The following is a 24,624-nucleotide window of genomic DNA, read 5'->3' as shown; positions in this document are numbered from 1 at the left end:
TTCTCAAGGAACGGACGCTTCCTTTGTACTCACCCTCTCGGGCTTTCCTCCGGGCGCTTCCTTCGTTCTTGCGTTTCCGACTCTATCAGAGTCAGCCTCGCTTGTTTTCCGCCTTCCAGGTTCTTCGCTTTCGCGTTTTCCCTTTCCGGCGAGTCCGACTCTATCAGAGGTTTTCCACCGGATTTCCCGGCTTCGGACTTTCTGAAAGAAGAGTCGATTGTGCCCACTTGGAATTCAATTCCTGGGGGGCGAGAGAGACTTTAAACCATCGCTGCCGAACTTGTCCAGTTCGAGGCAACCGTTCGAATCTACCTCCCCGCTGCGACCGTGTCAACGGTGTTTGCGGGACGACGAGGAGACTAGCAGCTCGGCCGGCTCGTCCGCACATCAGGCCGCGGTGGGGAGCGTTGCCGTCTGATCGGCTTCCTCGACGTCACCCACGTCGCCGGCTCGGGCGGCGCGGCCACCCAGGACGTAGACGTAGACCAGGAAGGCCGCCTCGGCGGCGATGCCGATGGCGATGCGGGCCCAGGTGGGGAGGCTCGACGGGGTGACGAAGCCCTCGATGAGGCCGGAGATGAAGAGGATGAAGGCCAGGCCGATGGCCATGCCGAGGGCGGCTCTGCCCTGTTCGGCGAGGGCGGCGCGGCGGGTTCGTGGTCCGGGATCGATGACCGTCCATCCCAGGCGCAGGCCCATGCCCGCGGCGACGAAGACCGCGGTCAGTTCGAGCAGGCCGTGCGGAAGGATCAGGCCGAGGAAGACGTCGAGGCGACCGGCGGACGCCATCAGGCCGATGCCGACGCCGAGGTTGGCCATGTTCAGGAACAGGATCCAGAGCACCGGCAGCCCCAGGAACGCTCCCAGGACCAGGCACATCGCGGCCGCCTGCGCGTTGTTCGTCCAGACCTTGGCGGCGAACGAGGCTGCGGGATGGCTGGAGTAGTACGTCTCGTACTCGCCGCCCGGCTTGGTGAGTCGCCTCAGGTCGTCCGGTGCGGCGATGACGCTCTGTGCCTCGGGGTTGGTGGCTATCCACCAGCCGAGCAGGACGCCGACGGCTATCGAGAGCACGGCCGTGGGGATCCACCAGCGGCGGCTGCGGTAGACGGCGGCCGGGAAGCCGGCCGTGAAGAAGCGCGCGGCGTCGCGCCAGCCGGCCCGGCGGGCGCCGGTGACGGTGGCGCGGGCGCGGGCGACGAGCTGCGTGAGACGGCCGATGAGCATCGGGTCCGGGGCGCTCGACTGGATCAGGGACAGGTGGGTGGAGGTGCGCTGGTAGAGCGAGACGAGTTCGTCCGCCTCCTCGCCGGTGAGCCGACGGCCCCGGCCGAGGAGCTGTTCCAGACGCGCCCACTGCGCCTGGTGGGCCGCCACGAAGACGTCGACATCCATTCCGTTTACCGCTCCCCTGCCCCAGCCCGGCCGTTACGGCCTACTTCTCCTGTGGTCAGCTTGGCAGACTGGGGGAAACAGGGGCGGGTCAGGGCGGATGAAGGGTGCGCGTCAGTGAGCGATCTGGTGACGGGGGACGCGGTCGTCCTGGGGTTGAGGCCGGCGAGACTGCCGAGCCGGGCGCTGGCGATCTGTCTCGACGCGCTCGTCTACGGCGCCGGGTACCTGCTCGTCTCGATCGGCGTCGTGTTCGCGACGGCCTCGCTGGACGACGCGGCCCAGGCCGCCGTGTCGGTGGGCATGTTCCTGCTGGTGCTGGTGGGCGTCCCGATCGCCGTGGAGACGCTCAGCCACGGACGCTCGCTGGGGAAGTTGGCGCTGGGGCTGCGCGTGGTGCGGGAGGACGGCGGACCCATCCGGTTCCGGCACGCGCTGGTGCGCGGGGCGATGGGCGTCGTGGAGTTGCTGATCACCTTCGGGAGCGTGGCGTGCATCGCCTCGCTGCTGTCCTCGCGGGGGCGGCGGCTCGGCGACGTGTTCGCGGGGACGCTGGTGGTTCGGGAGCGGGTGCCCGGGGCGCGGGTGATGCCGGTGCCTCCGCCGCCGCCGTGGCTGGCGGGGCGGTTCACGGGACTGGACCTGTCGGCGGTACCGGACGGATTGTGGCTGACGATCAGGCAGTACCTGACGCGTATGAACCAGCTGGATCCGCACACGGGCGCCGCGATGGCGGTGAAGCTCGCGGACGAGGTGGTGGCGCGTACCGGGACCCCGCCGCCGGCGGGGGTGCCGGCCGCCGCGTTCCTGATGGCCGTGGTGCACGAACGGCAGTCGCGCGACGCGGCGCGGGCCTTCCGGGCGGCTCCGCAGCCGGCCCCGTACGGAGCGCAGGCCGCGCCGGCTCCCGTGCCGTACGGCGCGATGCCCGCGGTGCCGGTGGCGACGGCGCCGCCGGTCGCGCCCGCCGTCCACCCCGCGGTGGTCGCTCCGGCGCGGGTTGCCCCCGTCGAGCCGCCGCGCGGCGGGACCGGGTTCGCGCCGCCCGCGTGAGGCGGTGACCGCGAGGGGCGGTGACCGCGAGGGGCTACGGGGCCGGGTCCTCGAACGTCGAGGGCGGGGTCTCCAGGTGTTCGAGTTCGATGCCGGGGGCGGAGAGGACGACGTCGCCGGCGATGTGCACGGTGTGCACCTCGCCGGTGTCCAGGGCCGTGACGCGGTACGCGTCCACGGCGAGCGGGCCGCTGTCGGTGGGGTGTTCCTCGCGGCCGGTGAGTTCCCAGGCCTGGTCGACCGTGCGGGCCGCGAGGACCGGGTCGGTCAGGGCCAGGAGCCGCACGCGGGTGGCGGGAGCGCCCGGGGTCAGGCGCAGCAGGCGGGTCGTCGCGACGAGGAAGGCCGGCGAGGTGCCGGTGAATCCGGGCGCCCGGACGTTGCCCTCGGTGGCCTCCGCGCCGGCGGGGTCGGTGCGGACCCAGGTGACGCCGTCGATGGCGGCGCCGCGGACCTGCCAGCCGGAGGCGTTGACCTCCAGCCGGATGGGGCGGCCGATCTCGTCGACGGCCAGGTCCACCGAGCCGGCGTGGTCGCCGTTCGGGGTGGTGCGCTGGGCGACGTAGCGCCATCCGGAGGGGCCGGGCGCGCAGTGGAAGTGTTCCTCGCCGAGTGGCGTGTGGTCGTGCGGGTCGTGGAGCGAGTAGCGGCCGCGGGGCATCGGGTCCCAGTTCTCGGACGGCCGCAGGGGGCCTGGGTGGTCGGGGGCCGGGTGCGGGGACGGGGCAGGCCCCCGGCGTGGTGCCGGGGGCCTGCCTGTGGTGCCGTGCCGCGGTCCGTCGGGGATCAGTAGCGGTAGTGGTCGGCCTTGTACGGGCCTTCGACCTGGACGCCGATGTAGGCGGCCTGCTCGGGGCGCAGGGTGGTGAGGCGGACGCCGAGGGCGTCGAGGTGGAGGCGGGCCACCTTCTCGTCGAGGTGCTTGGGGAGCACGTAGACGTCGGTGGGGTACTCCGCCTGCTTCGTGAAGAGCTCGATCTGGGCCAGGGTCTGGTCCGCGAAGGAGTTCGACATGACGAAGGAGGGGTGGCCGGTCGCGTTGCCGAGGTTCAGCAGGCGGCCCTCGGAGAGGACGATCAGGACCTTGCCGTCGGGGAACTTCCAGGTGTGGACCTGGGGCTTGACCTCGTCCTTGACGATGCCGTCGATCTTGGCCAGGCCGGCCATGTCGATCTCGTTGTCGAAGTGGCCGATGTTGCCGACGATGGCCTGGTGCTTCATCTTGGCCATGTCCGAGGCCATGATGATGTCCTTGTTGCCCGTGGTCGTGATGAAGATGTCGGCCGTCTCCACGACGTCGTCCAGGGTCGCGACCTGGTAGCCGTCCATGGCCGCCTGGAGGGCGCAGATCGGGTCGATCTCGGTGACGATGACGCGGGCGCCCTGGCCGCGGAGGGACTCGGCGCAGCCCTTGCCGACGTCGCCGTAGCCGAAGACGACCGCGACCTTGCCGCCGATGAGGACGTCGGTGGCGCGGTTGATGCCGTCGATGAGGGAGTGGCGGCAGCCGTACTTGTTGTCGAACTTCGACTTGGTGACGGCGTCGTTCACGTTGATCGCCGGGAAGAGCAGGGTGCCCTCGGCCATCATCTCGTAGAGGCGGTGGACGCCGGTGGTGGTCTCCTCGGTCACGCCGCGGATCTCGGACGCGAGCTGCGTCCACTTCTGCGGGGACTCGCCGAGGGTGCGGTTGAGCAGGGTGAGGATGTGGGCGTACTCCTCGGAGTCCGCCGTCGACGGGTCCGGGGCCGCGCCGGCCTTCTCGAACTCGACGCCCTTGTGGACGAGGAGGGTGGCGTCACCACCGTCGTCGAGGATCATGTTCGGGCCGCCGGTGGGGGTGTTCGGCCAGGTCAGCGCCTGCTCCGTGCACCACCAGTACTCCTCCAGCGTCTCGCCCTTCCAGGCGAAGACGGGGACGCCCTGCGGGTTCTCCGGGGTGCCGTTCGGGCCGACCGCGATGGCGGCGGCCGCGTGGTCCTGGGTGGAGAAGATGTTGCAGGAGGCCCAGCGGACGTCGGCGCCGAGGGCGACGAGGGTCTCGATGAGGACGGCGGTCTGCACGGTCATGTGCAGGGAGCCGGTGACGCGGGCGCCGGCCAGCGGCTGGGCCTCGGCGTACTCGGCGCGGATCGACATCAGGCCGGGCATCTCGTGCTCGGCCAGGGTGATCTCCTTGCGGCCGAAGGCGGCGAGGGAGAGGTCTGCGACCTTGAAGTCCATGGGTGCTGCTCCTCATGGTTCGAGAGGGTGGGTACGGCTGAGCCGTGCATGGGCGGACCCGTGCACCGAGCACAGTCCGTCGGGGGCCCTCTCTCCCCTCGGCCGGTCATGAGGACCGCCCGACCGCCATCAGCAGCGACGCCTGACACTGAGGACGAATCTACACCGACCGGCCCGGTGAGCCCCAGCGGGCCGGGGAAGAAGTGCCGTGCGGTCGCGCACGTTGATGGACGCCGGGTTCCGGGAGCGGCTGCGGTCCGCACCGGACGAGCGGGCCGTCCTCGCGGTGCCGCGCGAGATCGCGTGGTCGGGCCGGGACGTGCGAAGGCCCCCGCGGCCGGTGGGTCGCGGGGGCCTTCGTACGTGCTCGGGGTGCGTCAGTGGGCGGGGTCGCCGCCGGGGGTGGCGGCGGGGTTGACGCCCGCCGCGGCGGCCTCGGCGTTGTAGATGTCCGGCTCCAGGTAGATCACCCGGGCGATCGGGACCGCGGCGCGGATGCGGGCCTCGGCCTCGTTGATGGCGTTGGCCACCTCGGTCGCGGTGTCGTCGTGCCGAACGGCGATCTTCGCGGCGACGAGCAGTTCCTCGGGGCCGAGGTGCAGGGTGCGCATGTGGATGACGCCGGTGACCACGTCACCGTCGACCAGGGCGGCCGTGATCTTGTCGACGTCCTCGGTGCCGGCGGCCTCGCCGAGCAGCAGCGACTTGGTCTCGGCGGCGAGCACGATGGCGATGACGATCAGCAGGGTGCCGATGCAGAGGGTGCCGATGCCGTCCCACACGCCGTCGCCGGTGGCCAGGGCCAGACCGACGCCGCCGAGGGCGAGGACCAGACCGATGAGCGCGCCGAGGTCTTCGAGGAGGACGACGGGCAGCTCGGGGGCCTTGGCGCGCTTGACGAACTGGGCCCAGGTGAGCGAGCCGCGGATCTCGTTCGACTCCTTGATGGCGGTGCGGAAGGAGAAGGACTCCGCGATGATCGCGAAGACGAGAACGCCGATCGGCCAGTACCACTGCTCGATCGGGTGCGGGTGGTTGATCTTCTCGATGCCCTCGTAGATGGCGAACATGCCACCGACGGTGAACAGCACGATGGACACCAGGAAGGCGTAGATGTAGCGCTCGCGCCCGTACCCGAAGGGGTGCTGGGGCGTGGCCTCGCGCTTGGCCTTCTTGCCGCCGAGGAGCAGCAGCCCCTGATTGCCGGAGTCCGCGAGCGAGTGAACGCTTTCCGCGAGCATCGACGACGAGCCGCTGAAGACGTAGGCCACGAACTTGGCTACGGCGATGGCGAGATTGGCGGCGAGTGCCGCCACGATCGCCTTGGTACCGCCCGACGCGCTCATGGGTGCTGGGTGTCCCTTCCTCGATGCGACGCCCCTGGGCCGGGGCGCCGCGCTACGGCCGCACATTGTTGCAGCCGGCCGACGGTACCGCCGGTACGGACGGTACGTCAGACCACGACGGTGGCTCGGAAGAGGGTGCCCGCTCCGGACAGTTCGACTCGTTCGCCGGACGGTACGAAGACGGACTCGCCGGGGGCCAGGGTCAGTTCGCCGGCCTTCGGGGAACCCGCGGTGCAGAGCAGGATCTGCGGGGCCGTGTCGGGGAGGGACCGGGGGGCGCCGCCGGGGGCGAGGAGGAAGCGGGAGAGCCGGAACTCGTCGATGGGGGTCTCGTAGACCTCCTCGGCGCCGCCTTCGGGGCGCTGCACCGCGGGGTCGCCGGACGCGAAGTCGACGATCTTCAGCAGCTCGGGCACGTCGACGTGCTTGGGGGTGAGGCCCGCGCGCAGCACGTTGTCGGAGTTGGCGAGCAGCTCGACTCCGAGCCCGTCGATGTAGGCGTGCGGGACGCCGGCGCCGAGGAACATGGCCTCGCCGGGCTGGAGCCGTACGTGGTTGAGCAGCATGGCCGCGATGACGCCGGGGTCGCCCGGGTAGTCGTGGACGAGGGCCGCGTAGGGCGCGTAGCGGCCGCCGAGGCGAGCGGCGGCCGCGGCGGCCTCGGTGACGGTGCGGGCCATCTCGGCGCGGTCGGCGGTGAGGACGGCGGTGAGGACCTCGCGCAGCGCGGCCTCTTCGGGGTGGGCGTGCAGCAGGTCGACGTACGGCTTGAGGGAGTCGACCTCCAGGCCGGCGAGGAGTTCCGCGGTCTCCAGCGGGGCGCGGAAGCCGCACAGTCCGTCGAAGGGGGTGAGGGCGCAGATCATCTCGGGCTTGTGGTTGGCGTCCTTGTAGTTGCGGTGGCCCGCGTCGATCGGGACGCCGCGGCGCTCCTCGTCCGCGAAGCCGGCCCTGGCCTGTTCCAGGTCGGGGTGGACCTGGAGGGAGAGCGGGGCGCCGGCGGCGAGGAGCTTGAGGAGGAAGGGCAGCCGGGGGCCGAACCTGGCGACCGTGGCGGCGCCGAGTTCGCGCTCGGGGTCGGCTGCGATGACGTCCGAGAGGCTGACCTCGCCGGCCCCGCGGTCGAGGCGGGACGGGGCGCCGGGGTGGGCGCCCATCCACATCTCGGCCTGGGGTTCGCCCGTCGGCTCGACTCCGAGGAGGGCGGGGATCGCGGTGGTCGATCCCCACGCGTAGGGGCGGATGGTGTTCGTCAGACGGTCCATCGTCGTCTTCCTGGGTCTTGATGTGGGGCTGGGCAGGCGGGCACGGGTGTGCCTCAGCGATGTCCCCCTGACGCCAACGCCAGGTAGGCGGTGGCGAAGTCGGTGATGGCGAGGAGTTCGGCGAGCTGTTCCAACTCGGTTCCCTCCTCCGGTTCGATTTCGCTGATGGCCGTGTCGTGGCCGAGGGCGAGCTCGCGGGCGGCGGGTGCGGCGCTGAGGCCGCCGGTGGGTCGGTCGCGCAGCAGGACGACGCGGGCGCGCAGGGCCTGGGGTTCGTTGACGCGGTCGCGGAAGAAGTCGTCGGGGTCGGCGCCGGCGGCGAGGGCCCCGGCGAGGAGTACGCCGTGGGCGGGCAGTGCCTCGGGGAGTTCGGCGGCGAGGGCGGGCCGGCCGGCGAGTTCGGCGAGGGTCGCGGCGAACCGGCGTCCGGCCGGGCCTGCTCCGAGGCCTTCGCTCCAGATGAGCGGGAGGGATTCGGCGAGTTCGGAGGCGAGGGTCTTGGCCGGGTTGGAGTAGGTGACGATGGCCGGTCCGCAGCGCTCCGCGGTGCGGTCGAGCCGGTCGGCGACGAGTTGGAGGGTGTCGGGGGCGGCGGTGACGAGTCCGACCTTGTCGAGGAGGACGAGCAGCGGGGTGAGCAGGGCCCACAGGGCGCCGGGGCCGGCCGCGGCGGATTCGTCGTACTCCTGGTACGGGGCCCGGGCCATCGGTACGAGCATTCCGTGGGCGCCGTCGACGGACTCGGTCAGCGGGGAGCGTTCGGGGGCGACGGCGACGACGGTGCAGCCGCGGCGGTAGGCCTGCTCGGCGAGGAGGCCGAGCCCGGGCTCGGTTCCGTCGGTGGTGGCGATGAGCAGCAGGTCGACCGGTCCGGCCCAGCCGGGCAGCGCCCAGCGCAGGGCGCCGGAGGCGTGGGCGACGCCGGTGGGGTCCAGGCGGACGACGGGCGCGGACGCGCCGGCGAGGGCGCCGAGCAGGTCGGCGACGCCGGTGGCGGCGGTGCCGGAGCCGGCGATGAGCACGGCGCGGGGGCGGCCGTCGGGCCGCAGGTCGGCCAGGCCGGCCTCGGCGGCGTGCCGGGCGGCGGTGCGGACCCTGGCTCCGGCGTCGGCGGCGCCGCGGAGCAGGCCCCGGCGGTCGGCGCGGACCAGGGCGTCCGGGTCGTCGAGGAGTGACTCGTCGAGCATGGCGGCCTCCGGCTGTGTGTGGACGGACCCGGGGGCGGGAGCCCTGGGGGACGGAACCGGTCTCAGCGTCTGCGCGGGCGGGTCAGGCGGGGCGGCGGGCCTCGTCCACGAGGAGGACCGGGATGCCGTCACGGACCGGGTAGGCGAGGCCGCAGTCCTGGCCGGTGCAGATCAGCTCGGGGGTGTTCTCGTCGGCCGACTTGTCGTCGAGGGGCGAGTGGCAGGCGGGACAGGCGAGGATCTGCAGGAGGCCGGCTTCGAGCGGCATGGGGCGCTTCCCTTCGAACATGCGGATTGGGCGAGGTCAGCGTACCGCCGGGCCGCGCGTGACGCGGCCCGGCCCGGTGATGCCGGCGTGCTTGTCGGCCGGCGGTGGTGTCTACGCGCGGACGAGCGCGAGGACCTCGTCGCGGATCTTTTCCAGGGTCGCGGTGTCGCGGGCCTCGACGTTCAGGCGCAGCAGCGGTTCCGTGTTGGACGGGCGCAGGTTGAACCACCAGTCGGCGGTGGTCACGGTGAGGCCGTCGAGTTCGTCGACGGTGGCGTCGTCCCGGGTGCCGTAGGTCTCGCGGACGAGGGCGGTGCGGCCGGCCTGGTCGGCGACGGTCGAGTTGATCTCGCCGGAGCCGACGTAGCGGTCGTAGGAGGAGACCAGGTCGGAGAGGGTGCCCTGCTGGCCGCCGAGGGCGGCGAGGACGTGGAGCGCGGCGAGCATGCCGGTGTCCGCGTTCCAGAAGTCCTTGAAGTAGTAGTGCGCGGAGTGCTCGCCGCCGAAGATGGCGCCGGAGGTGGCCATCTCCTGCTTGATGAAGGAGTGTCCGACGCGGGTGCGGACGGGGGTGCCGCCGTGCTCCTTGACGACCTCGGGGACGGACCAGGAGGTGATCAGGTTGTGGATGACGACTCCGGTGCCGCCGTTGCGGGCCAGTTCGCGGGCGGCGACCAGGGCGGTGATGGCGGAGGGGGAGACGCCCTGGCCGCGCTCGTCGACGACGAAGCAGCGGTCGGCGTCGCCGTCGAAGGCGAGTCCGAGGTCGGCGCCCTCGGCGAGCACGCGGGCCTGGAGGTCGACGAGGTTCTTCGGGTCGAGGGGGTTCGCCTCGTGGTTGGGGAAGGTCCCGTCGAGTTCGAAGTACAGGGGGACGAGGTCCAGCGGGAGGCCCGCGAAGACGGTGGGGACGGTGTGTCCGCCCATGCCGTTGCCCGCGTCGACGACGACCTTGAGGGGGCGGACGGCCGTGAGGTCGACCAGGCCCTTGAGGTGGTCGGCGTACCCGGTGAGGGTGTCCTGCTCGGTGATGGTGCCCGGGACGGTGCCTGCGGGGACGGCGGGGGCGCCCTCGTCGGTCCACTTCTCGGCGAGTTCGCGGATGGTGGCGAGGCCGGTGTCCTGGCCCACGGGGGCGGCGCCGGCGCGGCAGAGCTTGATGCCGTTGTACCGGGCCGGGTTGTGCGAGGCGGTGAACATCGCGCCGGGCAGGTCCAGCGTGCCGGAGGCGTAGTACAGCTGGTCGGTGGAGCACAGTCCGATCAGGGTGACGTCCACGCCGCGGGCGGCCGCGCCGCGGGCGAAGGCGCCGGAGAGGGCGGGTGAGGAGGGGCGCATGTCGTGGCCGACCACGATGGCGGTGGCGCCGGTGACCTCGACGAAGGCGGCGCCGAACAGTTCGGCCAGCGATTCGTCCCACTCGTCGGGCACGACGCCGCGCACGTCGTACGCCTTGACGATGTTCGAAAGATCTGCGGCCACTGCCTGCCCCCCTGAAGGATCCGTGCGGTGGGGCAAACCTACCCTGTGCCCGGATCGCCCCTTCGGCGGAGCCGAGGGGCGGTGGGCGGGGTCAGGAATCGGGCGAACGCAGGACGCGCAGGTGTCCTCTTCGGGTCTCGCCGGGGGTGGGGGCGCCGGGTCCGGAGCCGCCCGCCTGGGCGGCGCGGTCGTGCGGGCGGGCCGCCTCGCGCACGGCGTTGGCCAGGGCTTCGAGGTCGTCGCCGCTGGGGCGGGAGGGGGCCGAACCGTCGGTCAGGCGCACCACGTCCCAGCCCCGGGGGGCGGTCAGGCGCTCGGAGTGCTCGGCGCACAGGTCGTAACAGTGGGGTTCGGCGTAGGTGGCGAGCGGGCCGAGAACTGCGGTCGAGTCGGCGTAGACGTACGTCAGTGTGGCGACGGCAGGGCGGCCGCACGCGGTGCGCGAACAGCGACGTACAAGGCTCACGACGTTGGACGGTACCGCACTCTTGACCGGGCCGCGACGACTCCCCCACCGGTCACGCCCCCGTGTCGCCCTGAACGGGCCCCGACCCCGGCCGGATTGCTCGCGGTACGACATGGGGACGTGCCCGCCGGGAGGCCCTGCCGGGGGGCAGGGTGACGGCTACCCTGCGAGGGTGACGGACAGCCCGCTGAAGCCCCCGATTCCCACGAGTCCCGAAGGGACCCCCCACGAGCCGAGGCCCCGACGGCGCGACCGCCACGGGCGGGGGATGCGGGGGCCGGTGGCGCCACCTCAGGTGCCGCTGTCGGCGAGCCGGGCGGAGTTGTTCGGTGATCTCGTACGGGATTCCGTGGAGCGGTTGGAGCGGCGTTGGGCGCAGCTCGCCGAGGTGGAGTTCGTGGTCGCGGACGTGCCGGGGCCGCCGGGTGGCGCGGAAGGTGGTTGGAACGACGAGGCGGTGCCGCTCGGCGGGCTGGTGGAGGCCCGGGACGGGCGACCGGCGCGGATCGTGGTGTTCCGGCGGCCGGTGGAGATCCGGGCGAAGGGCCGCGACGAGAAGGCCATGCTGGTGCACGAGATCGTGGTGGAGCAGGTGGCGGAGTTGTTGGGGCTCTCGCCGGAGATCGTGGATCCCCGCTACGGGCAGCAGGACTGAAGGCCCCGCCGGCGCGTGCCGCGCGGGGCTTCGCCGGGTGCCGGCGGGGCCCCGCGCGGTTCACCTGGTCAGGATCGAGAGGTCCTCGACGGCCTTGGGGACCGAGACCGTGGAGAGATCGTCGCCGAAGGGCTGGATGGTGAACATGGGGATGCCCTCGTGCGGCAGGGTCAGCGTGCGGGAGGCGTACACGGGGCCTCCGGACAGGGTTTCCAGCGTCAGGGCGTAGGCGCCCTTCGCGCCGGTGGGGGTCGGCGGCGGGGACACGGCGAGGGTGGTGCCCGCCTTGACGGTGACTTCCTTGACGGTGGGTTCGCCGCCGTCGGTGCCCGGTGAGGCGGTGACGCGGACCTTGGCGTCCCCGCTGCCCGCGGCGGTGAGGGCGAGCAGGGTCGCCTTGTCGTCGATCCGGTTGTCCGCGACGGTGGCCCGCGCGCCCACGGGGGCGGTGGCCGGGAGGAAGCCCAGCTCCTGCTTGGCGCCGGTGCCTCGGACCACGCGGACGGCCGCGACGACCGGGGTGGCCTTCTTGGGGTCCGAGGGGGTCAGGTGGAGGGAGCCGACCTCGCCGCGGGTGAGGTTCTTGAGGTCCGCGCTCGCCGTCATGCCTCCCTTGACGTGCAGTTGTTCGTTGCCGGCCGGGCTGATGGAGCCGCCGGGGCCGGCCAGTCGGAGGTTGAGGTCGGCGTCGTCCTCGCCGGGGGCGAAGGCGACGAGCCGGACGGAGGTGGCGTCCGCGGGGATGCCCGGGAGGACGAGGCTGCCCGTGGGTCCGGTGGACGCCGGCAGCCAGTCGACGCCGACTCCCTCCTCGGCGATCTGCGCGGTGGCGCCGACCCGGCCGGTGACGACGGTGACGCGGGCGGTGAGGTCGGTGAGCTGGGTGCCCGGGAGGAAGTCGGACAGCATCACCTTGGCGCTGGCGCGGGGGTCGACCTTGTAGGGGAGCCGTTCGGGGCTGCCGGGCTTGTCCTTGAGCAGGCCGTCCGGGCCGTACAGCTTGACCTGGACGGTGGCCTCGGTGTCGTCCGGGTTGGTGAGGTGGATGGAGTCGAGGCGGCCCTTGGCGCTGCTGAGGGCGGGGAACCAGAAGTCGGTGCCGGGCGGTGTGCAGGCGACGCCGAGGAGGCCGCGGGACTGGCCCACGGCGACCTTGGTGGTCTGTTGGGCGGTCCAGCCGGGGGCCATGGCTCCGTCGGCGAAGCCGGTCAGCGGGGGTGCCTCGGCGCCCGAGGCGGCGGCTCCGGCGGGCTTGCCCGGTTCCTTCGGTTGGACGACGGGCTTGCCGTCCCTGGTGAGGAGGCGGGCCGTGCCTCGGGCGCCCGGCTTGCCGGGGGTGATCGAGGTGTAGGTGGTCTCCGCGATGTCCGAGGTGCTGGGTGCCGGGCAGGTCAGCACGGAGCGTTCCACGGGCATCCGGGAGGCGCCGTCGCCCTCGGCGGCCGGGGCGGCGGGGGCGGTCAGTGAGGCGATGCCGGTGACGGCGGCCAGCGCGGCGGCCACCGCCGCGAGCGTCAGGGGTGCGCGCTGCTTCACTGCTGGGGGCTCCCGTCCGGACGCGGTTCGTGCTGTCCGTAGGTGTTCTCGTACGGCTCGTACTGGTACGGGTACTGCTGTTGCTGCTGGTAGGGGTCGTGCGGCGGGTACGGGTACGGCTCGGCGTGCTGCTGGGGCGAGGGCTCCTGCGGGGCCTGCCGCTGCTCGTACGGGTAGTCCTGGTACGCGTACTGCTCCTCGCCGTAGGCCTGCTGCGCGGGGATCTGCGCGTACGGGTCGGCGACGGCGGCCGTCGGGGTCGCGGGGCGTTGTTCGGCCTCGGCCTCCGCGCGCAGGCGGCGGGCGCGCCGGCCTTCCCCGGCGGCGGCCTGGGCGGGGATGGCGGCGTCCTCCTCGGGGAGGTCGTCGTCGAGGCGTGCGCGGCGGCCCGGCAGGGCCATCACGAGCAGCACCAGCGCGAGCAGGCCCTGGGCCCAGTGCCAGGCGTCGCGGCCGGTGGCGTCCTCGTGGACGAGGTCCAGGCGGCCTTCGTCGGCGGGCAGTTCGAAGCCCTGGGCCCAGCCGTCGACCGTCTTGGCCTTGAGCGGCTTGCCGTCCACGGTGGCCCGCCAGCCCGGGTCGGCCCGGTCGGCGATGCGCAGGACGCGGCCCTCCTCGCCGGCCGGGATGGTGGTGTGGACCTCCACGGGTCCGGCTTCGATGGCGACGGGGGCCTGGCCCTGGCGGCCGGGGACGATGACGGCGCGGGCGGGGGCCCGTTCGACTTCCCAGGAGGCGACGTCGTCGTCCTGGACGGCCTTCAGGCCCGGGGTGGCGTCGAGCACCTGGCGGAAGTGGGCGGGCGCGCCGGGCTGGAGGACGACGTAGCGGACGGCGAAGTCGTCGAGCTGTGCGGACTGGTCGGCGCCGGAGCCCGAGACCAGGCTGGAGACGACCTTGGCGAGGCGGGGTTCGGAGCCGGCGCCGGCAAGGAGTTCGGCGTCACCGAGGCGGGCGCCGGAGCCGCGGACCAGGCTGTAGGAGACGGTGGCGGGCGAGTCGCCGGTCAGGACGAGGGTGCGGGTCTGGTTGGTGTCGCCGCTCAGGTAGGCGGCGGCGGCCGGGACCTGGGCGGGGTCGCGGCGGGTCAGCGGGCCCTCGGCTCCGGAGAACATCCAGCCGGCGGCGGCGATCAGCGGGCCGACGGCCGCGGCGAGTCCGACGAGCGCGGCGAGCGGTTGGCGCCAGCCGAAGCTGCTGGCGGCGACCCGGTGCTTGGCGCCGTCGGCGCCGAGCAGGGCGGCCGCGAGGAGGGCGGTGCCGTAGACGAGGGTGGCGGGGCCGGCCCAGGTGTCGCGGTTGAGCAGGACGGCGAGGAGCAGTCCGGTCAGGGCCGTGGCCCAGGCGACGCGGACGGCGAAGCGCCGGTCGGCGCGCAGCAGGGCGGCGAGCGCGGCGAGCAGGACGCCGATCAGGAGCAGCCCGCCGCCGGTGCCGGGGCCGCCGGGGCTGATGCCGAGCAGGTCGAGGGCGCCGGCGCGGGCCCCGTAGGGCAGCCCGGCCTCGTGCAGGAAGCGGGTGGGGTGGGTGAGCAGGCCCAGCGACCAGGGGGCGAGGACGAGGAGGGGTACGCCGAGGTTGGCGAGGAGGCGGGGTCCGTACGTCTTCCAGCGCGCGCGGCGGGTGATGAGCGCGGCGGTGCCGAGGACGAGGGCGAGCGGCCACACGACGGGGGTGAAGGCGGTGGCCAGGGTCAGCAGCAGGGTGTACGTCCACAGCGCCCGCCAGCTGCCCTCGGCCTCGGGTCCGCCGAACCCGAAGGCGGTGACGGCGGCGCGGGCGATGAGCGGGAGCAGGACGGCGAGGACGGCGGTGCCGAGGAGGCCTCCGGCGAGGGCGCCGGTGACGGCGGGGAGGAAGGCGTAGGCGACGGCGGCCCAGGCGCGCAGCAGCCGGGATTCGAGGAGCGGCCGGGACGCGAAGTAGGCGGTGAGGCCGGCGAGCGGGACCGAGCAGACGAGCAGCAGGGTCAGGGCGGCCTGGGTGGAGCCGAGCAGCAGGCCGGCGACGGCGCCGAGCACGGCGAGGTAGGGCGGGGCCCCGGTGGTGGTGCCGAGGCCGACGGGTTGCCAGTCGGTGGTGTAGGCGCGCCAGAGGTCGAGGCCGCGGTCGGGGGCGGGGAGCAGGGCGCCGCCCATGAGGGAGCCGCCGAAGAGCAGGGAGCGGCAGGCGACGAGGGAGACGAGCAGGAGCAGGGCGAAGAGGACGGGGGCCGGGTTGCGGGCGATCCGCTTGAGCCGGGCGAACTGTTCGATCTCCAGGTAGTCGGCGTCGTCGCCGCCGGGGCCGGATTCGATGGCTCCGCCGTGTCGGCTGACGCCGGCGGAGTCGCTGTCGCGGTCGGCGCCGAAGTACCCGGCGAGTTGTTCGACGTTGGCGCGCAGGGTGGCGCCGGGCGGCGGGAAGAGCGGGCGCAGTTCCTTGGCGGGGACGACGGCGCCGCGGCGGGCCTTGCGGGCGGCGAGGATCCGGCCGGGGCGGAGCAGGACGGCGAGCAGGCCGGTGAACTCGTCGACGGCTTGGCCGGGGGCCTTGCCGACGAGGTAGCCGAGGGTGCGCAGCACGGTGCCGAGGATCAGTCGCAGCAGGACGTACGGCAGGGCGCGGCCGGAGCTGTTGGTGAGCACGGTGTAGACGGCGCCGGCCTTGTCGACGCGGTGGGCCCCGACGGCGGAGCGGCCGGCGCAGTCGACGGTGCGGCGTTCGCGGGCGGCGGCCTCGGCGTGCCGCATGACGGCGTCGGGGGCGACGAGGACGGTGTGCCCGGCGCTCTGTACGCGCCAGCACAGGTCGACGTCGTCGCGCATGAGCGGGAGTCTGCGGTCGAAGCCGCCGAGGGCGTCGTAGACGTCGCGGCGCACCAGCATGCCCGCGGTGGAGACGGACAGGACGGGGCGGATCTGGTCGTGCTGGCCCTGGTCCTGTTCGCGGCGGTCGAGTCCGGTCCAGCGGCGGCCGCTGCGGGCGATGGTGACGCCGGCTTCGAGGAGCTGCTTCTTGTCGTACCAGCCGCGCAGTTTGGGGCCGATGACGGCGGCGTCGGGGTTCTCCTCGGCGACGCGCAGCAGTTCGGCGAGGGCGTCGGGTTCGGGCGCGCAGTCGTCGTGGAGCAGCCAGAGCCACTGCACCGGTTCGCCGTGGGGGAGTTCGGGGAGGTCGTACGCGTCGTCGTGCCAGGTGCGGCTGACGGGGTCCCAGCCGCTGGGGCGCTTGAGGTAGGGGAGGTCGTCGGGGGTCGGCACGCCGGCGGTGCGGGTGGCCTCGTCGACGGCGGTGCCGAATCCGGTGCGGCGGGCCAGGTGCAGGACCCGGTCGGCGCCGAGGGCCTCGGTCAGCAGTCGCGCGGACTCGTCGGCGCTGCCGGTGTCGGCGGCGACGTGGTTCTGCGCGGGGCGTTCCTGGCCGAGGAGTCCGGCGAGGGCGCGGGGGAGCCAGCGCGCGCCGTCATGGGCGACGAGGACCGCGGTGACGACGTGCCGGGGGAACTCGGGGGTGGCGGCGCCCTGGTGGGAGGCCGACGAGTTGCTGTGCAAGGACATCGCGGTACGGGCCCTCCGGCCGGGGGTCCGGGGGTGGTGTGCCCTCGGAGGCTGCTGGACAGCGCCCCACCCTAACGGCTCGGAACACAGCGGTCCGCCTCCTGCGGGGAAGGTGCGGGAGGCGGACCGTTTGCTCTGTTCGTCCTGCGGTTCGGCGCGCGGTTCCGGACGGGGCGGATCCGCGGGTGGATCGTACTGCGGGCCGGTCTTCGGGAGGGTCGGCGGCCGGTGTGCCGGCGGATATGAGGTGCGTGGTGCCGTCGGCGCCGGGCAGCCGGCGCGCGGTGCGCCTCAGACCGCCGCCTTCTTCAGACGACGGCGCTCACGCTCGGACAAACCGCCCCAGATACCGAAGCGTTCGTCGTTCGCGAGGGCGTATTCAAGGCATTCGGAGCGGACCTCGCAGGCGAGGCAGACCTTCTTGGCTTCGCGGGTGGAGCCGCCCTTCTCGGGAAAGAAGGACTCGGGGTCGGTCTGGGCGCAGAGTGCGCGCTCCTGCCATCCGAGCTCCTCGTCCGCCTCCTCGACCAGCAGTTCCTGAAACAGCTCGGTCATGTGCGCCCCTCGCTCTGTCTGTGCGTCCCCGTGGTGTTGCCGTCACTGATCGCTACGTAACGACACGAGTGAAATTACAAGTGGGGGGCTCCAGCGCAGTCAAGCCGAGATCTGCTATTGGGCCCCTTATTCACTCTGCGGAACCAAGCGTATGCAGTAAGTGTTCATATCGCCAAAAATCGTGACACATGCCACTGGCTTGAAAGCAGCGCCCGAAACGGCACCCCGCCCTCACTCGTAGCCGACGTGACACCGAGTGACGTGGTTGCGATCCGTCCCGAGATGCGGCGCGGATCACAGTCAGGTCACGAGTGGCGCCAGTTGGTTTGAATTGCGGTTGACACGACTCTCGGGGCGGCACATGCCCCGGACCCCACTGCACAAACCTTTCTCCGGGCGCAGTAACCGGATGAGGTGAAACTTTTGCCCCAAACCAGACATTGGGTTGACAGTCCGACCCATCGCCGGTTCTCCTTGTACGCATGTCAGCGCCCGCAGCCGCCACCCGGACCCCCATTCGTGGGTTCCTGTGCGCTGCCCAGGTTCGCTGTCGCTGTTGTAGCTGTTGATGCCACCGGAGCCACGGCTCCCCTGAGCACCGGCTCCCCCCAGCGACCGCCAGCACGACTGACATCCGTCGAGGACTCCCCCGATGAACAGCACCACCGCCCCGCACCCCACCGCCGCGGCCCCCATCGCTTCCGCCGTCGCGGCGCCCATGGTCGAGAGCGACCTCCAGATCGCCGGCGACATCCTCTCCGTACAGCACCTCCTCCAGCCGGCCCGCGAACACCCGACCACCGTCGCCGAGTTCGTGGGCCTCGCCCGCTCCATCGCCGAGAACCGCGCGGAGTGGGAACACCTGGTCCAGTACGACGCCACCACCCGCTGGTACCACCGCCTGCGCACCGGCCCCGGCTACGAGGTGTGGCTCCTCAGCTGGGTCCCCGGACAGGGCAGCGGCCGGCACGACCACGGCGGCTCCTCCGGCGTCCTGACCGTCCTGGACGGCGAACTCACCGAGCACGCCCCGCGCGGCCCGCTGACCCTGCGCGCCGGCTCCCAGCGCGTCTTCGCCCCCGGCTACGCCCACGAGGTCGTCAACGACACCCTCGACGGGGCGGTCAGCCTGCACGTCTACTTCCCCGGCCTCACCGAGATGCCGATGCACAGCTGCTCCCCGGCCAGGCCGGAGGCCGTCCCCGTCTGATCGACGGACGCCCGACCCGTCCCACCCGTCACCCGACCACCGCCCCTCGACGGGCGGCCCGCGGCTGACAGACTGTCCGCATGCGCATTGTTGTTCTGGCCGGCGGCATCGGCGGCGCCCGTTTCCTCCGCGGACTCAAGTCGGCGGTTCCCGAGGCGGAGATCACGGTCATCGGCAACACCGGTGACGACATTCACCTGTTCGGGCTGAAGGTGTGCCCCGACCTGGACACCGTGATGTACACCCTCGGCGGTGGCATCAACGAGGATCAGGGTTGGGGGCGCACCGACGAGTCCTTCACCGTCAAGGAGGAACTCGCGGCGTACGGGGTCGGACCCACCTGGTTCGGCCTTGGCGACCGCGACTTCGCGACCCACATCGTCCGTACCCAGATGATCGGCGCGGGCTACCCGCTCAGCGCCGTCACCGAGGCCCTCTGCGACCGCTGGCAGCCCGGGGTCCGGCTGCTCCCGATGTCCGACGACCGGGTCGAGACCCACGTCGCCATCACCGAGCCCGGCTCCGGCGAACGCCGCGTCGTCCACTTCCAGGAGTACTGGGTCAAGATGCGCGCCGCGGTGGACGCGGAGGCCGTCGTACCCGTGGGCGCCGAGCAGGCCAAGCCCGCGCCCGGCGTGCTGGAGGCCATCGCCGCCGCCGACGTCATCGTCTTCCCGCCGTCCAACCCGGTGGTCTCCGTCGGGACCATCCTCGCCGTGCCCGGCATCCGGGAGGCGGTGGCCGCGGCCTCGGCCCCCGTCGTGGGCCTCTCCCCCATCGTCGGGGGCGCCCCCGTGCGCGGGATGGCCGACAAGGTGCTGGCCGCCGTGGGCGTCGAGTCCACCGCCGCGGCCGTCGCCCTGCACTACGGCACCGGCCTGCTCGACGGCTGGCTGGTGGACACCGCCGACGCGGCGGCCGTCGCCGAGGTCGAGGCCGCCGGGATCACCTGCCGCGCCGTACCGCTGATGATGACCGACCTCGACGCCACCGCGGCGATGGCCCGGGCGGCGTTGGAGCTGGCGGAGGCCTCCCGGTGACCGTTCCCTCCTACGAGGTGCGGGCCCTGCCCGGGATCCCCGAGGTCGCCCCGGGCGACGACCTGGCCGCGCTGATCGCCGCGGCCGAACCGGATCTGCGCGACGGGGACGTCCTGTTGGTCACCTCGAAGATCGTGTCCAAGGCGGAGGGCCGGATCGTGCGGGCCGACTCCCGCGAGGACGCCATCGACGCGGAGACCGTGCGCGTGGTCGCCCGCCGGGGCACCCTGCGGATCGTCGAGGACCGCCGCGGACTGGTGATGGCGGCGGCCGGGGTGGACGCCTCGAACACCGCCCCGGGCACGGTGCTGCTGCTGCCCGAGGACCCGGACGCCTCGGCGGCCGCGATCCGCGAGGGGCTGCGGGCCGCGCTCTCGGTGGACGTCGGCGTGATCGTGACGGACACCTTCGGGCGACCCTGGCGCTCCGGGCTCACCGACGTGGCGATCGGCTCGGCCGGCGTGCGGGTGCTGGACGACCTGCGCGGTGGCGTGGACGCCCACGGGAACCCGCTGAGCGCGACGATAGTGGCCACGGCGGACGAACTGGCCGCGGCCGGCGACCTGGTCAAGGGCAAGGCCTCGGGCCTACCCGTGGCCCTCGTGCGCGGGCTGTCGCACGTACTGGGCGAGGGCTCCTCGGCGGCCGACCTGGTCCGCCCGCCCGCCGACGACATGTTCCGGCTGGGAACCTCCGAGGCGGTACGCGAAGCCGTGACGCAGCGGCGCACCGTACGGGCCTTCACCGACGAGCCGGTGGACCCGGGCGCGGTCCGCCGAGCGGTGGCGGCGGCCGTGACGGCCCCGGCCCCGCACCACACGACTCCGTGGCGGTTCGTCCTGCTGGAGTCCGCCGCCGCGCGGCTGGAACTCCTGGACGCGATGCGGGACGCGTGGATCGACGACCTGCGGCGGGACGGCAAGTCCGAGGAGTCCGTCGCGAAACGCGTGCGGCGCGGCGACGTGCTCCGCAACGCCCCGTACCTGGTGGTGCCGTGCCTGGTCATGGACGGGGCGCACGACTACGGGCACGCCCGCCGGGACGCGGCGGAGCGGGAGATGTTCGTGGTCGCGATGGGCGCGGGCGTCCAGAACTTCCTGGTCGCGCTGGCCGGGGAACGACTGGGCTCCGCGTGGGTCTCCTCGACGATGTTCTGCCGGGACGTGGTGCGCAAGGTGCTGGCGCTCCCGGAGGACTGGGACCCGATGGGGGCGGTGGCCGTGGGCCACGCGGCCGCGGCCGCGGCGGAGCGGCCCGCGCGGTCGGCCTCCGCGTTCGTCGAGGTGCGCTGAGGCCGCGCCGGTGCCCGGAAGGGGTGAGGGGTCGTGGGAGACCGCGGCCCCTTTCCTCGTACCCGGGGTGCGGCGCGCACCGGGGTGTGGGGGGGCACGCCGGGGTGTGGGGTCACGCCGTGGTGTGGGGTCGGCGCCGGGATGTGGGGGTCAGAGGCGGCCGATGTCCGTGCGCGGCATCTTCGGCGTGCGGCGGGGCGGGACGCGGCCGGCCAGCAGGATGAGGCGGGCCGCGCGATGCCGCTGGCCCTCGTACGGGGCGAGGAGCTCCAGCATGGCCGCGTCGTCCGCGTCCCGGTCCCCGGCCAGGGCGTACCCGACGATGCCCGGCAGGTGGAGGTCCCCGGTGGTGACCGCGTCGGCGGCGCCGTTGCTGCGCTGGAGGGTCTCGGCGGAGGTCCACGGGCCGATGCCGGGTACGGCCTCCAGCCGTCGGGTCGCCGCGGCGAGGTCCATGCCGACGGCCTCCTCCAGCCGGTTCGCGACCCGGGCGGCGCGGACGATGGTGGCTGAACGCTTCGAGTCGACGCCGGCCGTGTGCCAGTCCCAGGACGGGATCATGGCCCAAACGCGGGCTGTCGGCATCACGTACAGGTCCGGGCGCGGGCCCGGTGCGGGCTCGCCGTGGCGGCGGACCAGCCGGCGCCACGCGCGGTAGGCCTCGTCGGTGGTGACCTTCTGCTCCAGGACGGTCGGGATCAGCGACTCCAGGACCAGCCCGGTCCGGGTCAGGCGCAGTCCGGGACGACGGCGGTGGCTGGCGTGCACGAGCCGGTGCCGGGGCACGAAGGCGGCCGGGTCGTCGGCCGCGCCGAGGAGTTCGGGCAGCCGGTCGAGGACCCAGTCGGCCCCCGGCCCCCAGGCCTCGGCGCCGACCTTGCCGTCGGCGCCGGCCACGCGGAGGGTGGCGGGCCCGTCGGGGGTCCGGCTGGTCTTCCAGACCGAGCCGTCGGGGGTGGCACGGAAGGTGGGGTCGGCGGGGCCGCGCCTGAGGGGGCCGAGGGTGAGGCCCAGGTCTACGGGGCCCTCGGGGACCCAGACCCGGCTCCGGGCGTCGGTCGCCTCCCCCGCCGGGTGGCCCCGACCCGCGGGCACGTCGGTGCGGCCGCCGCGGATCGCGGTGCGGGTGAGGGGGTCGAAGCGGCCGGCCATGCCTTTGAGCGTAGCCGGGTGGGGGGTGGGGCGGGGCCGGGCCGTTCGCGGGCCCCGGCCCGGGGAGGGCCGCCCCCCGGGACCCGGGGACCCCGGACCCCCGGGACCCCGGGCGGCGGTCGGCCGGGGGCGCGGCGCCGTGGTGCGGGGCGGCCCCGGCTGCGCCGGGCCTTTCGGGGCTCCGCCCCGGACCCCGCGCCTCAAACGCCGGCGAGGCTGGAATTGCCCGGGCCGGCCCTGACCCCCGGAATCCCCGGGCGGCGGTCGGCCGGGGGCGCGGCGCCGTGGCGCGGAGCGGCCCCCGGCTGCGCCGGGCCTTTCGGGGCTCCGCCCCGGACCCCGCGCCTCAAACGCCGGCGAGGCCGGCATTGCCCGGCACCGGGGAGGCCCAACCGCTGGCGAGGCTGGATTGGCCCGGCGCCGGGCGGTCAGCGGCCCTGGAGTTTGGCCGCCGAGGTGCGGGCCGGGGGGAGTTGGCCGTAGAGGAGGCGGCCCGGGCATTCCGTGGCGAAGCCGTCGCGGTGGCCCGAGATGACGTTGAGCTTCACGTTGCGGCCCTTGGCGTACAGGTTGCCGCCGCCCGACTTCAGGGTGGCCTTCGCCCGCGGGTCCGCCCCGAAGAGGCCCAGCTTCCATGCCGTGAGCCGGGCCACCGCGTTGACCGAGGCGGCCGGCGGGGTCGTGGAGGTGTACGAGCCGATCACCGCGATGCCCATGCTGTCCGTGTTGAAGCCCATGGTGTGGGCCCCGAGCACCGGCTTGGCGACGCCGCCCGCCCGGCCCTCGTAGACGGTGCCGCACTTGTCGACGGCGAAGTTGTAGCCGATGTCGCGCCAGCCGCTGCTGACCACGTGGTAGCGGTACAGGCTGCGCAGGACCGCCGGGGCGTCCTTGCAGGCGTAGTTGTTGCCGGAGGCGGTGTGGTGGACGAAGGCCGCCTTGACGGTCTTGGTGTAGACGAAGCCCTTCTCGCGCAGGCCCTCGTCCGCGCCCCAGCCCTTCCGGGTGACGATGCGGGGGCGCGGCCCGATGTACGGGCGCCCCGCGGCGGCGAGGGACTCGTCGGCCAGGACGGCGTCCGCGGTGGAGTCGGCCTTGTTGAGTTCGGTGATCACGTCGGCGCCGATCGGGGCGAGCGGGACGTTGGCGGAGGAGGACTCGGCCATCTCCATGGTCATGCCGGGGAGGAGGACGGGATCGCCCTTGTCGTCGCCCTCGGGGTCCTCGTCCGGGTCGTCGTCCTTCGGACCGGCGTTCTTTCCGTCGATGGTGACCGGTGGCGTCTGCGCGCCCGGGTCGACGAGTTCGATCCGCATCCCGGACGGGAGGCGGGACGGGGCGCGGGTGGTGGTGGCGCCCGTCTCGGCCTGGACGCGGACCTCGACGCCGTCGGACTCGCCGACCCACAGGGGGGCGGTGCTGCCGCGCACGCGGCCGGATCCGCGTTCCACCGCGTCGGGGTCGGCGGCGTGTTCGCTGTTGTGGGTCTCGACGTCCTGCCAGCCGGACCAGGTGGATGTCTTCACGGAGCGGGTGCGGACCTGGACCCGGCCGAGGAGTTGGGTGCTCGCGTCGTCCCAGACGACACCGACCAGCGAGAACGTCTTGACCTCCCGAGCGGTCAGGCCCCGCGCCTCGGGGAGGCGCGGCGAGGTGCTCATGCCGGGGGTGCCGGTGGTGCGGTCCGCCGTCGGGCCGAGCGGGACGAGCCGCAGAGACTGGGTGGACCCCGCGGGGTCCGCGGGGGCGACCGCCCCCGCGGAGGGGGTGGCCAGTGCGGGAGTGGGGAGCGCGAGCGGCATGGCCAGCGCGGCGGCCGTCGCGACGCCGATCGAGGAAGCAAGGAATGCACGCATGAAAAGATGCTCGGCACGCTCACCGCCGGGCGCCATCGGAGAACTGACGCCCCGTCCGGTGCGACGTCGATACCCCTCCCTCGTACGGGGGAGTCCGGGGCCGCCGTACGGACGAGGGCGCCGCGTACCCTGTGCCGGGTGAACGCCACTGACCGCACCCCTGCCGACCTGCTGCGATCCGCGCTCGCCGCCGATCCGGGCCGCCCGCTCGTCACCTTCTACGACGACGCCACGGGCGAGCGCGTCGAATTGTCCGTCGCCACCTTCGCCAATTGGGTGGCCAAGACCGCCAATCTGCTCCAGGGGGACCTGGGCGCGGAACCCGGGGACCGGCTCGCGCTGCTGCTTCCCGCGCACTGGCAGGGCGCCGTGTGGCTGCTCGCCTGCGCCTCCGTCGGGGTGGTCGCGGAGGTGGGCGGCGATCCGGCCGCCGCGGACCTCGTCGTGACCGGTCCCGACACGTTGGAGGAGGCCTCCGCGTGCGGTGGGGAGCGGGTCGCGCTCGCCCTGCGTCCGCTGGGCGGCAGGTTCCCGCAGCCGCCCGCCGGGTTCGCGGACTACGCGGTGGAGGTTCCGGGGCAGGGCGACCGGTTCGCCCCGTTCCAGCCCGTGGACGCCGACGGTCCGGGGCTGGTGGTGGGCGGCGAGGAGTTCTCGTACGCGGCCCTCGTCGCGCGCGCCCGCGAGGACGCGGTCGGGCTCGGCCTCGGCGAGGGCTCCCGGGTGCTGTCCGGGCTGGGTCACGACACCTGGGAGGGGCTGTCGGCCGGTCTCTTCGCGCCGCTGGCCTCGGGCGGGTCCGTGGTGCTGTGCCGGAACCTGGACCGGCTCTCCGAGGACGGGCTGGCGCAGCGGGTGGAGAGCGAGCGGGTCACCCACACCGTCTGACCCTCCCGGGCCGCCCGGGCCCCGTCGCCCCTCCCGGGCCTCTCGATGCGGTCCGACCCCCTCACCTGCGCCGCACCGTGCCCACATCGAGCGATTTGTCACCCGTTCGGCCCTTTACAAGGGGTCGCCCCCGGGCCGCCTCGGCGACTCGGGGGCAGGATCGGCTCAGGCCCCATCCACCCGTGCGGCCTCCCGGTACGGCGAGGGGACGGAACGCCA

General features: G+C 73.4%; 20 protein-coding genes. 6 read left to right on the top strand and 14 right to left on the bottom strand.

Translation table 11 applies throughout. The features are described from left to right. Positions 1–387 precede the first annotated feature (387 nt). A complete protein-coding gene (locus ACFYW3_RS34350; RefSeq protein ID WP_389388386.1) occupies positions 388–1,395 on the bottom strand; it encodes a stage II sporulation protein M in 1,008 nt (335 codons plus the stop codon). A gap of 114 nt (positions 1,396–1,509) precedes the next feature. On the opposite strand from ACFYW3_RS34350, the gene ACFYW3_RS34345 reads away from it, so the two are divergent. Further along, positions 1,510–2,445 carry an RDD family protein gene (locus ACFYW3_RS34345; protein ID WP_389388385.1) on the top strand — a complete coding sequence of 312 codons (936 nt, stop codon included), beginning with the start codon at positions 1,510–1,512 and terminating at the stop codon, positions 2,443–2,445. A gap of 34 nt (positions 2,446–2,479) precedes the next feature. Here ACFYW3_RS34345 and ACFYW3_RS34340 read toward each other — a convergent pair whose 3' ends face one another. From ACFYW3_RS34340 to ACFYW3_RS34305, 8 genes are all read right to left on the bottom strand, one after another. Continuing rightward, the gene (locus tag ACFYW3_RS34340; protein ID WP_389388384.1) at positions 2,480–3,106 is read right to left on the bottom strand and encodes a hypothetical protein; all 627 of its coding nucleotides are present in this window, start codon (positions 3,104–3,106) and stop codon (positions 2,480–2,482) included. Positions 3,107–3,231: 125 nt separating this feature from the next. Then, entirely contained in the window at positions 3,232–4,668 is a 1,437-nt protein-coding gene (gene ahcY, locus ACFYW3_RS34335) for an adenosylhomocysteinase (RefSeq protein ID WP_389388383.1), read from the bottom strand. Between the two features lie 377 nt (positions 4,669–5,045). Next, positions 5,046–6,014: a cation diffusion facilitator family transporter gene (locus ACFYW3_RS34330; RefSeq protein WP_351762607.1), complete on the bottom strand. Its 969-nt coding sequence runs from the start codon at positions 6,012–6,014 to the stop codon at positions 5,046–5,048. 107 nt (positions 6,015–6,121) lie between these two features. Then, a complete protein-coding gene (manA, locus tag ACFYW3_RS34325; protein WP_351762604.1) occupies positions 6,122–7,279 on the bottom strand; it encodes a mannose-6-phosphate isomerase, class I in 1,158 nt (385 codons plus the stop codon). A gap of 53 nt (positions 7,280–7,332) precedes the next feature. Continuing rightward, the gene (locus ACFYW3_RS34320; RefSeq protein WP_389388382.1) at positions 7,333–8,466 is read right to left on the bottom strand and encodes an SIS domain-containing protein; all 1,134 of its coding nucleotides are present in this window, start codon (positions 8,464–8,466) and stop codon (positions 7,333–7,335) included. Between the two features lie 82 nt (positions 8,467–8,548). After that, a complete protein-coding gene (locus ACFYW3_RS34315) occupies positions 8,549–8,734 on the bottom strand; it encodes a Trm112 family protein (protein ID WP_267796145.1) in 186 nt (61 codons plus the stop codon). A gap of 111 nt (positions 8,735–8,845) precedes the next feature. Continuing rightward, a complete protein-coding gene (locus ACFYW3_RS34310) occupies positions 8,846–10,216 on the bottom strand; it encodes a phosphomannomutase/phosphoglucomutase (RefSeq protein WP_351762599.1) in 1,371 nt (456 codons plus the stop codon). Between the two features lie 91 nt (positions 10,217–10,307). Then, positions 10,308–10,682, bottom strand: a complete 375-nt coding sequence (locus ACFYW3_RS34305) for a DUF3499 domain-containing protein (protein WP_053681310.1) — start codon at positions 10,680–10,682, stop codon at positions 10,308–10,310. A gap of 112 nt (positions 10,683–10,794) precedes the next feature. Here ACFYW3_RS34305 and ACFYW3_RS34300 point away from each other — a divergent pair, with 112 nt between their 5' ends. Further along, positions 10,795–11,337, top strand: coding sequence for a metallopeptidase family protein (locus ACFYW3_RS34300; RefSeq protein WP_389388381.1), 543 nt, complete (start codon positions 10,795–10,797; stop codon positions 11,335–11,337). Positions 11,338–11,397: 60 nt separating this feature from the next. On the opposite strand, the gene ACFYW3_RS34295 is transcribed toward ACFYW3_RS34300, so the two are convergent. From ACFYW3_RS34295 to ACFYW3_RS34285, 3 genes are all read right to left on the bottom strand, one after another. Continuing rightward, entirely contained in the window at positions 11,398–12,873 is a 1,476-nt protein-coding gene (locus ACFYW3_RS34295; RefSeq protein ID WP_389388380.1) for a DUF5719 family protein, read from the bottom strand. Next, the gene (locus ACFYW3_RS34290; RefSeq protein WP_389388379.1) at positions 12,870–16,412 is read right to left on the bottom strand and encodes a glycosyltransferase; all 3,543 of its coding nucleotides are present in this window, start codon (positions 16,410–16,412) and stop codon (positions 12,870–12,872) included. Before ACFYW3_RS34290 ends, ACFYW3_RS34295 begins: the two co-directional genes overlap by 4 nt. A 291-nt stretch (positions 16,413–16,703) precedes the next feature. Then, a complete protein-coding gene (locus ACFYW3_RS34285; protein ID WP_003983763.1) occupies positions 16,704–16,967 on the bottom strand; it encodes a WhiB family transcriptional regulator in 264 nt (87 codons plus the stop codon). Between the two features lie 718 nt (positions 16,968–17,685). On the opposite strand from ACFYW3_RS34285, the gene ACFYW3_RS34280 reads away from it, so the two are divergent. The 3 genes from ACFYW3_RS34280 (at position 17,686) to ACFYW3_RS34270 (ending at position 20,509) form a co-directional block, all read left to right on the top strand. Then, the gene (locus tag ACFYW3_RS34280) at positions 17,686–18,177 is read left to right on the top strand and encodes a cysteine dioxygenase (protein ID WP_389388390.1); all 492 of its coding nucleotides are present in this window, start codon (positions 17,686–17,688) and stop codon (positions 18,175–18,177) included. An 80-nt stretch (positions 18,178–18,257) separates the two neighbouring features. Further along, the gene (gene cofD / locus ACFYW3_RS34275; protein WP_351762590.1) at positions 18,258–19,217 is read left to right on the top strand and encodes a 2-phospho-L-lactate transferase; all 960 of its coding nucleotides are present in this window, start codon (positions 18,258–18,260) and stop codon (positions 19,215–19,217) included. After that, positions 19,214–20,509 (top strand): coenzyme F420-0:L-glutamate ligase, encoded by a 1,296-nt coding sequence (locus ACFYW3_RS34270; RefSeq protein ID WP_351762587.1) that lies wholly within the window; start codon positions 19,214–19,216, stop codon positions 20,507–20,509. Before cofD ends, ACFYW3_RS34270 begins: the two co-directional genes overlap by 4 nt. A gap of 150 nt (positions 20,510–20,659) precedes the next feature. Here the strand turns inward: ACFYW3_RS34270 and ACFYW3_RS34265 are convergent, their stop codons facing one another. Then, on the bottom strand, positions 20,660–21,661 hold the full coding sequence (locus ACFYW3_RS34265; RefSeq protein ID WP_351762621.1) for a DNA-3-methyladenine glycosylase 2 family protein: 1,002 nt from the start codon (positions 21,659–21,661) through the stop codon (positions 20,660–20,662). Positions 21,662–22,089: 428 nt separating this feature from the next. Beyond that, positions 22,090–23,517, bottom strand: a complete 1,428-nt coding sequence (locus ACFYW3_RS34260) for a peptidoglycan recognition protein (protein WP_351753795.1) — start codon at positions 23,515–23,517, stop codon at positions 22,090–22,092. A 138-nt stretch (positions 23,518–23,655) separates the two neighbouring features. Between ACFYW3_RS34260 and ACFYW3_RS34255 the strand changes: the two genes are divergently transcribed. Then, positions 23,656–24,405: a TIGR03089 family protein gene (locus ACFYW3_RS34255; protein WP_389388378.1), complete on the top strand. Its 750-nt coding sequence runs from the start codon at positions 23,656–23,658 to the stop codon at positions 24,403–24,405. Positions 24,406–24,624 lie beyond the last annotated feature (219 nt).

This window comes from Streptomyces sp. NPDC002602 (assembly GCF_042889445.1).
Lineage (GTDB): Bacteria > Actinomycetota > Actinomycetes > Streptomycetales > Streptomycetaceae > Streptomyces.
Note: the sequence above shows the minus strand (reverse complement) of the source record. Positions and strands in the feature narration are given on the sequence as shown.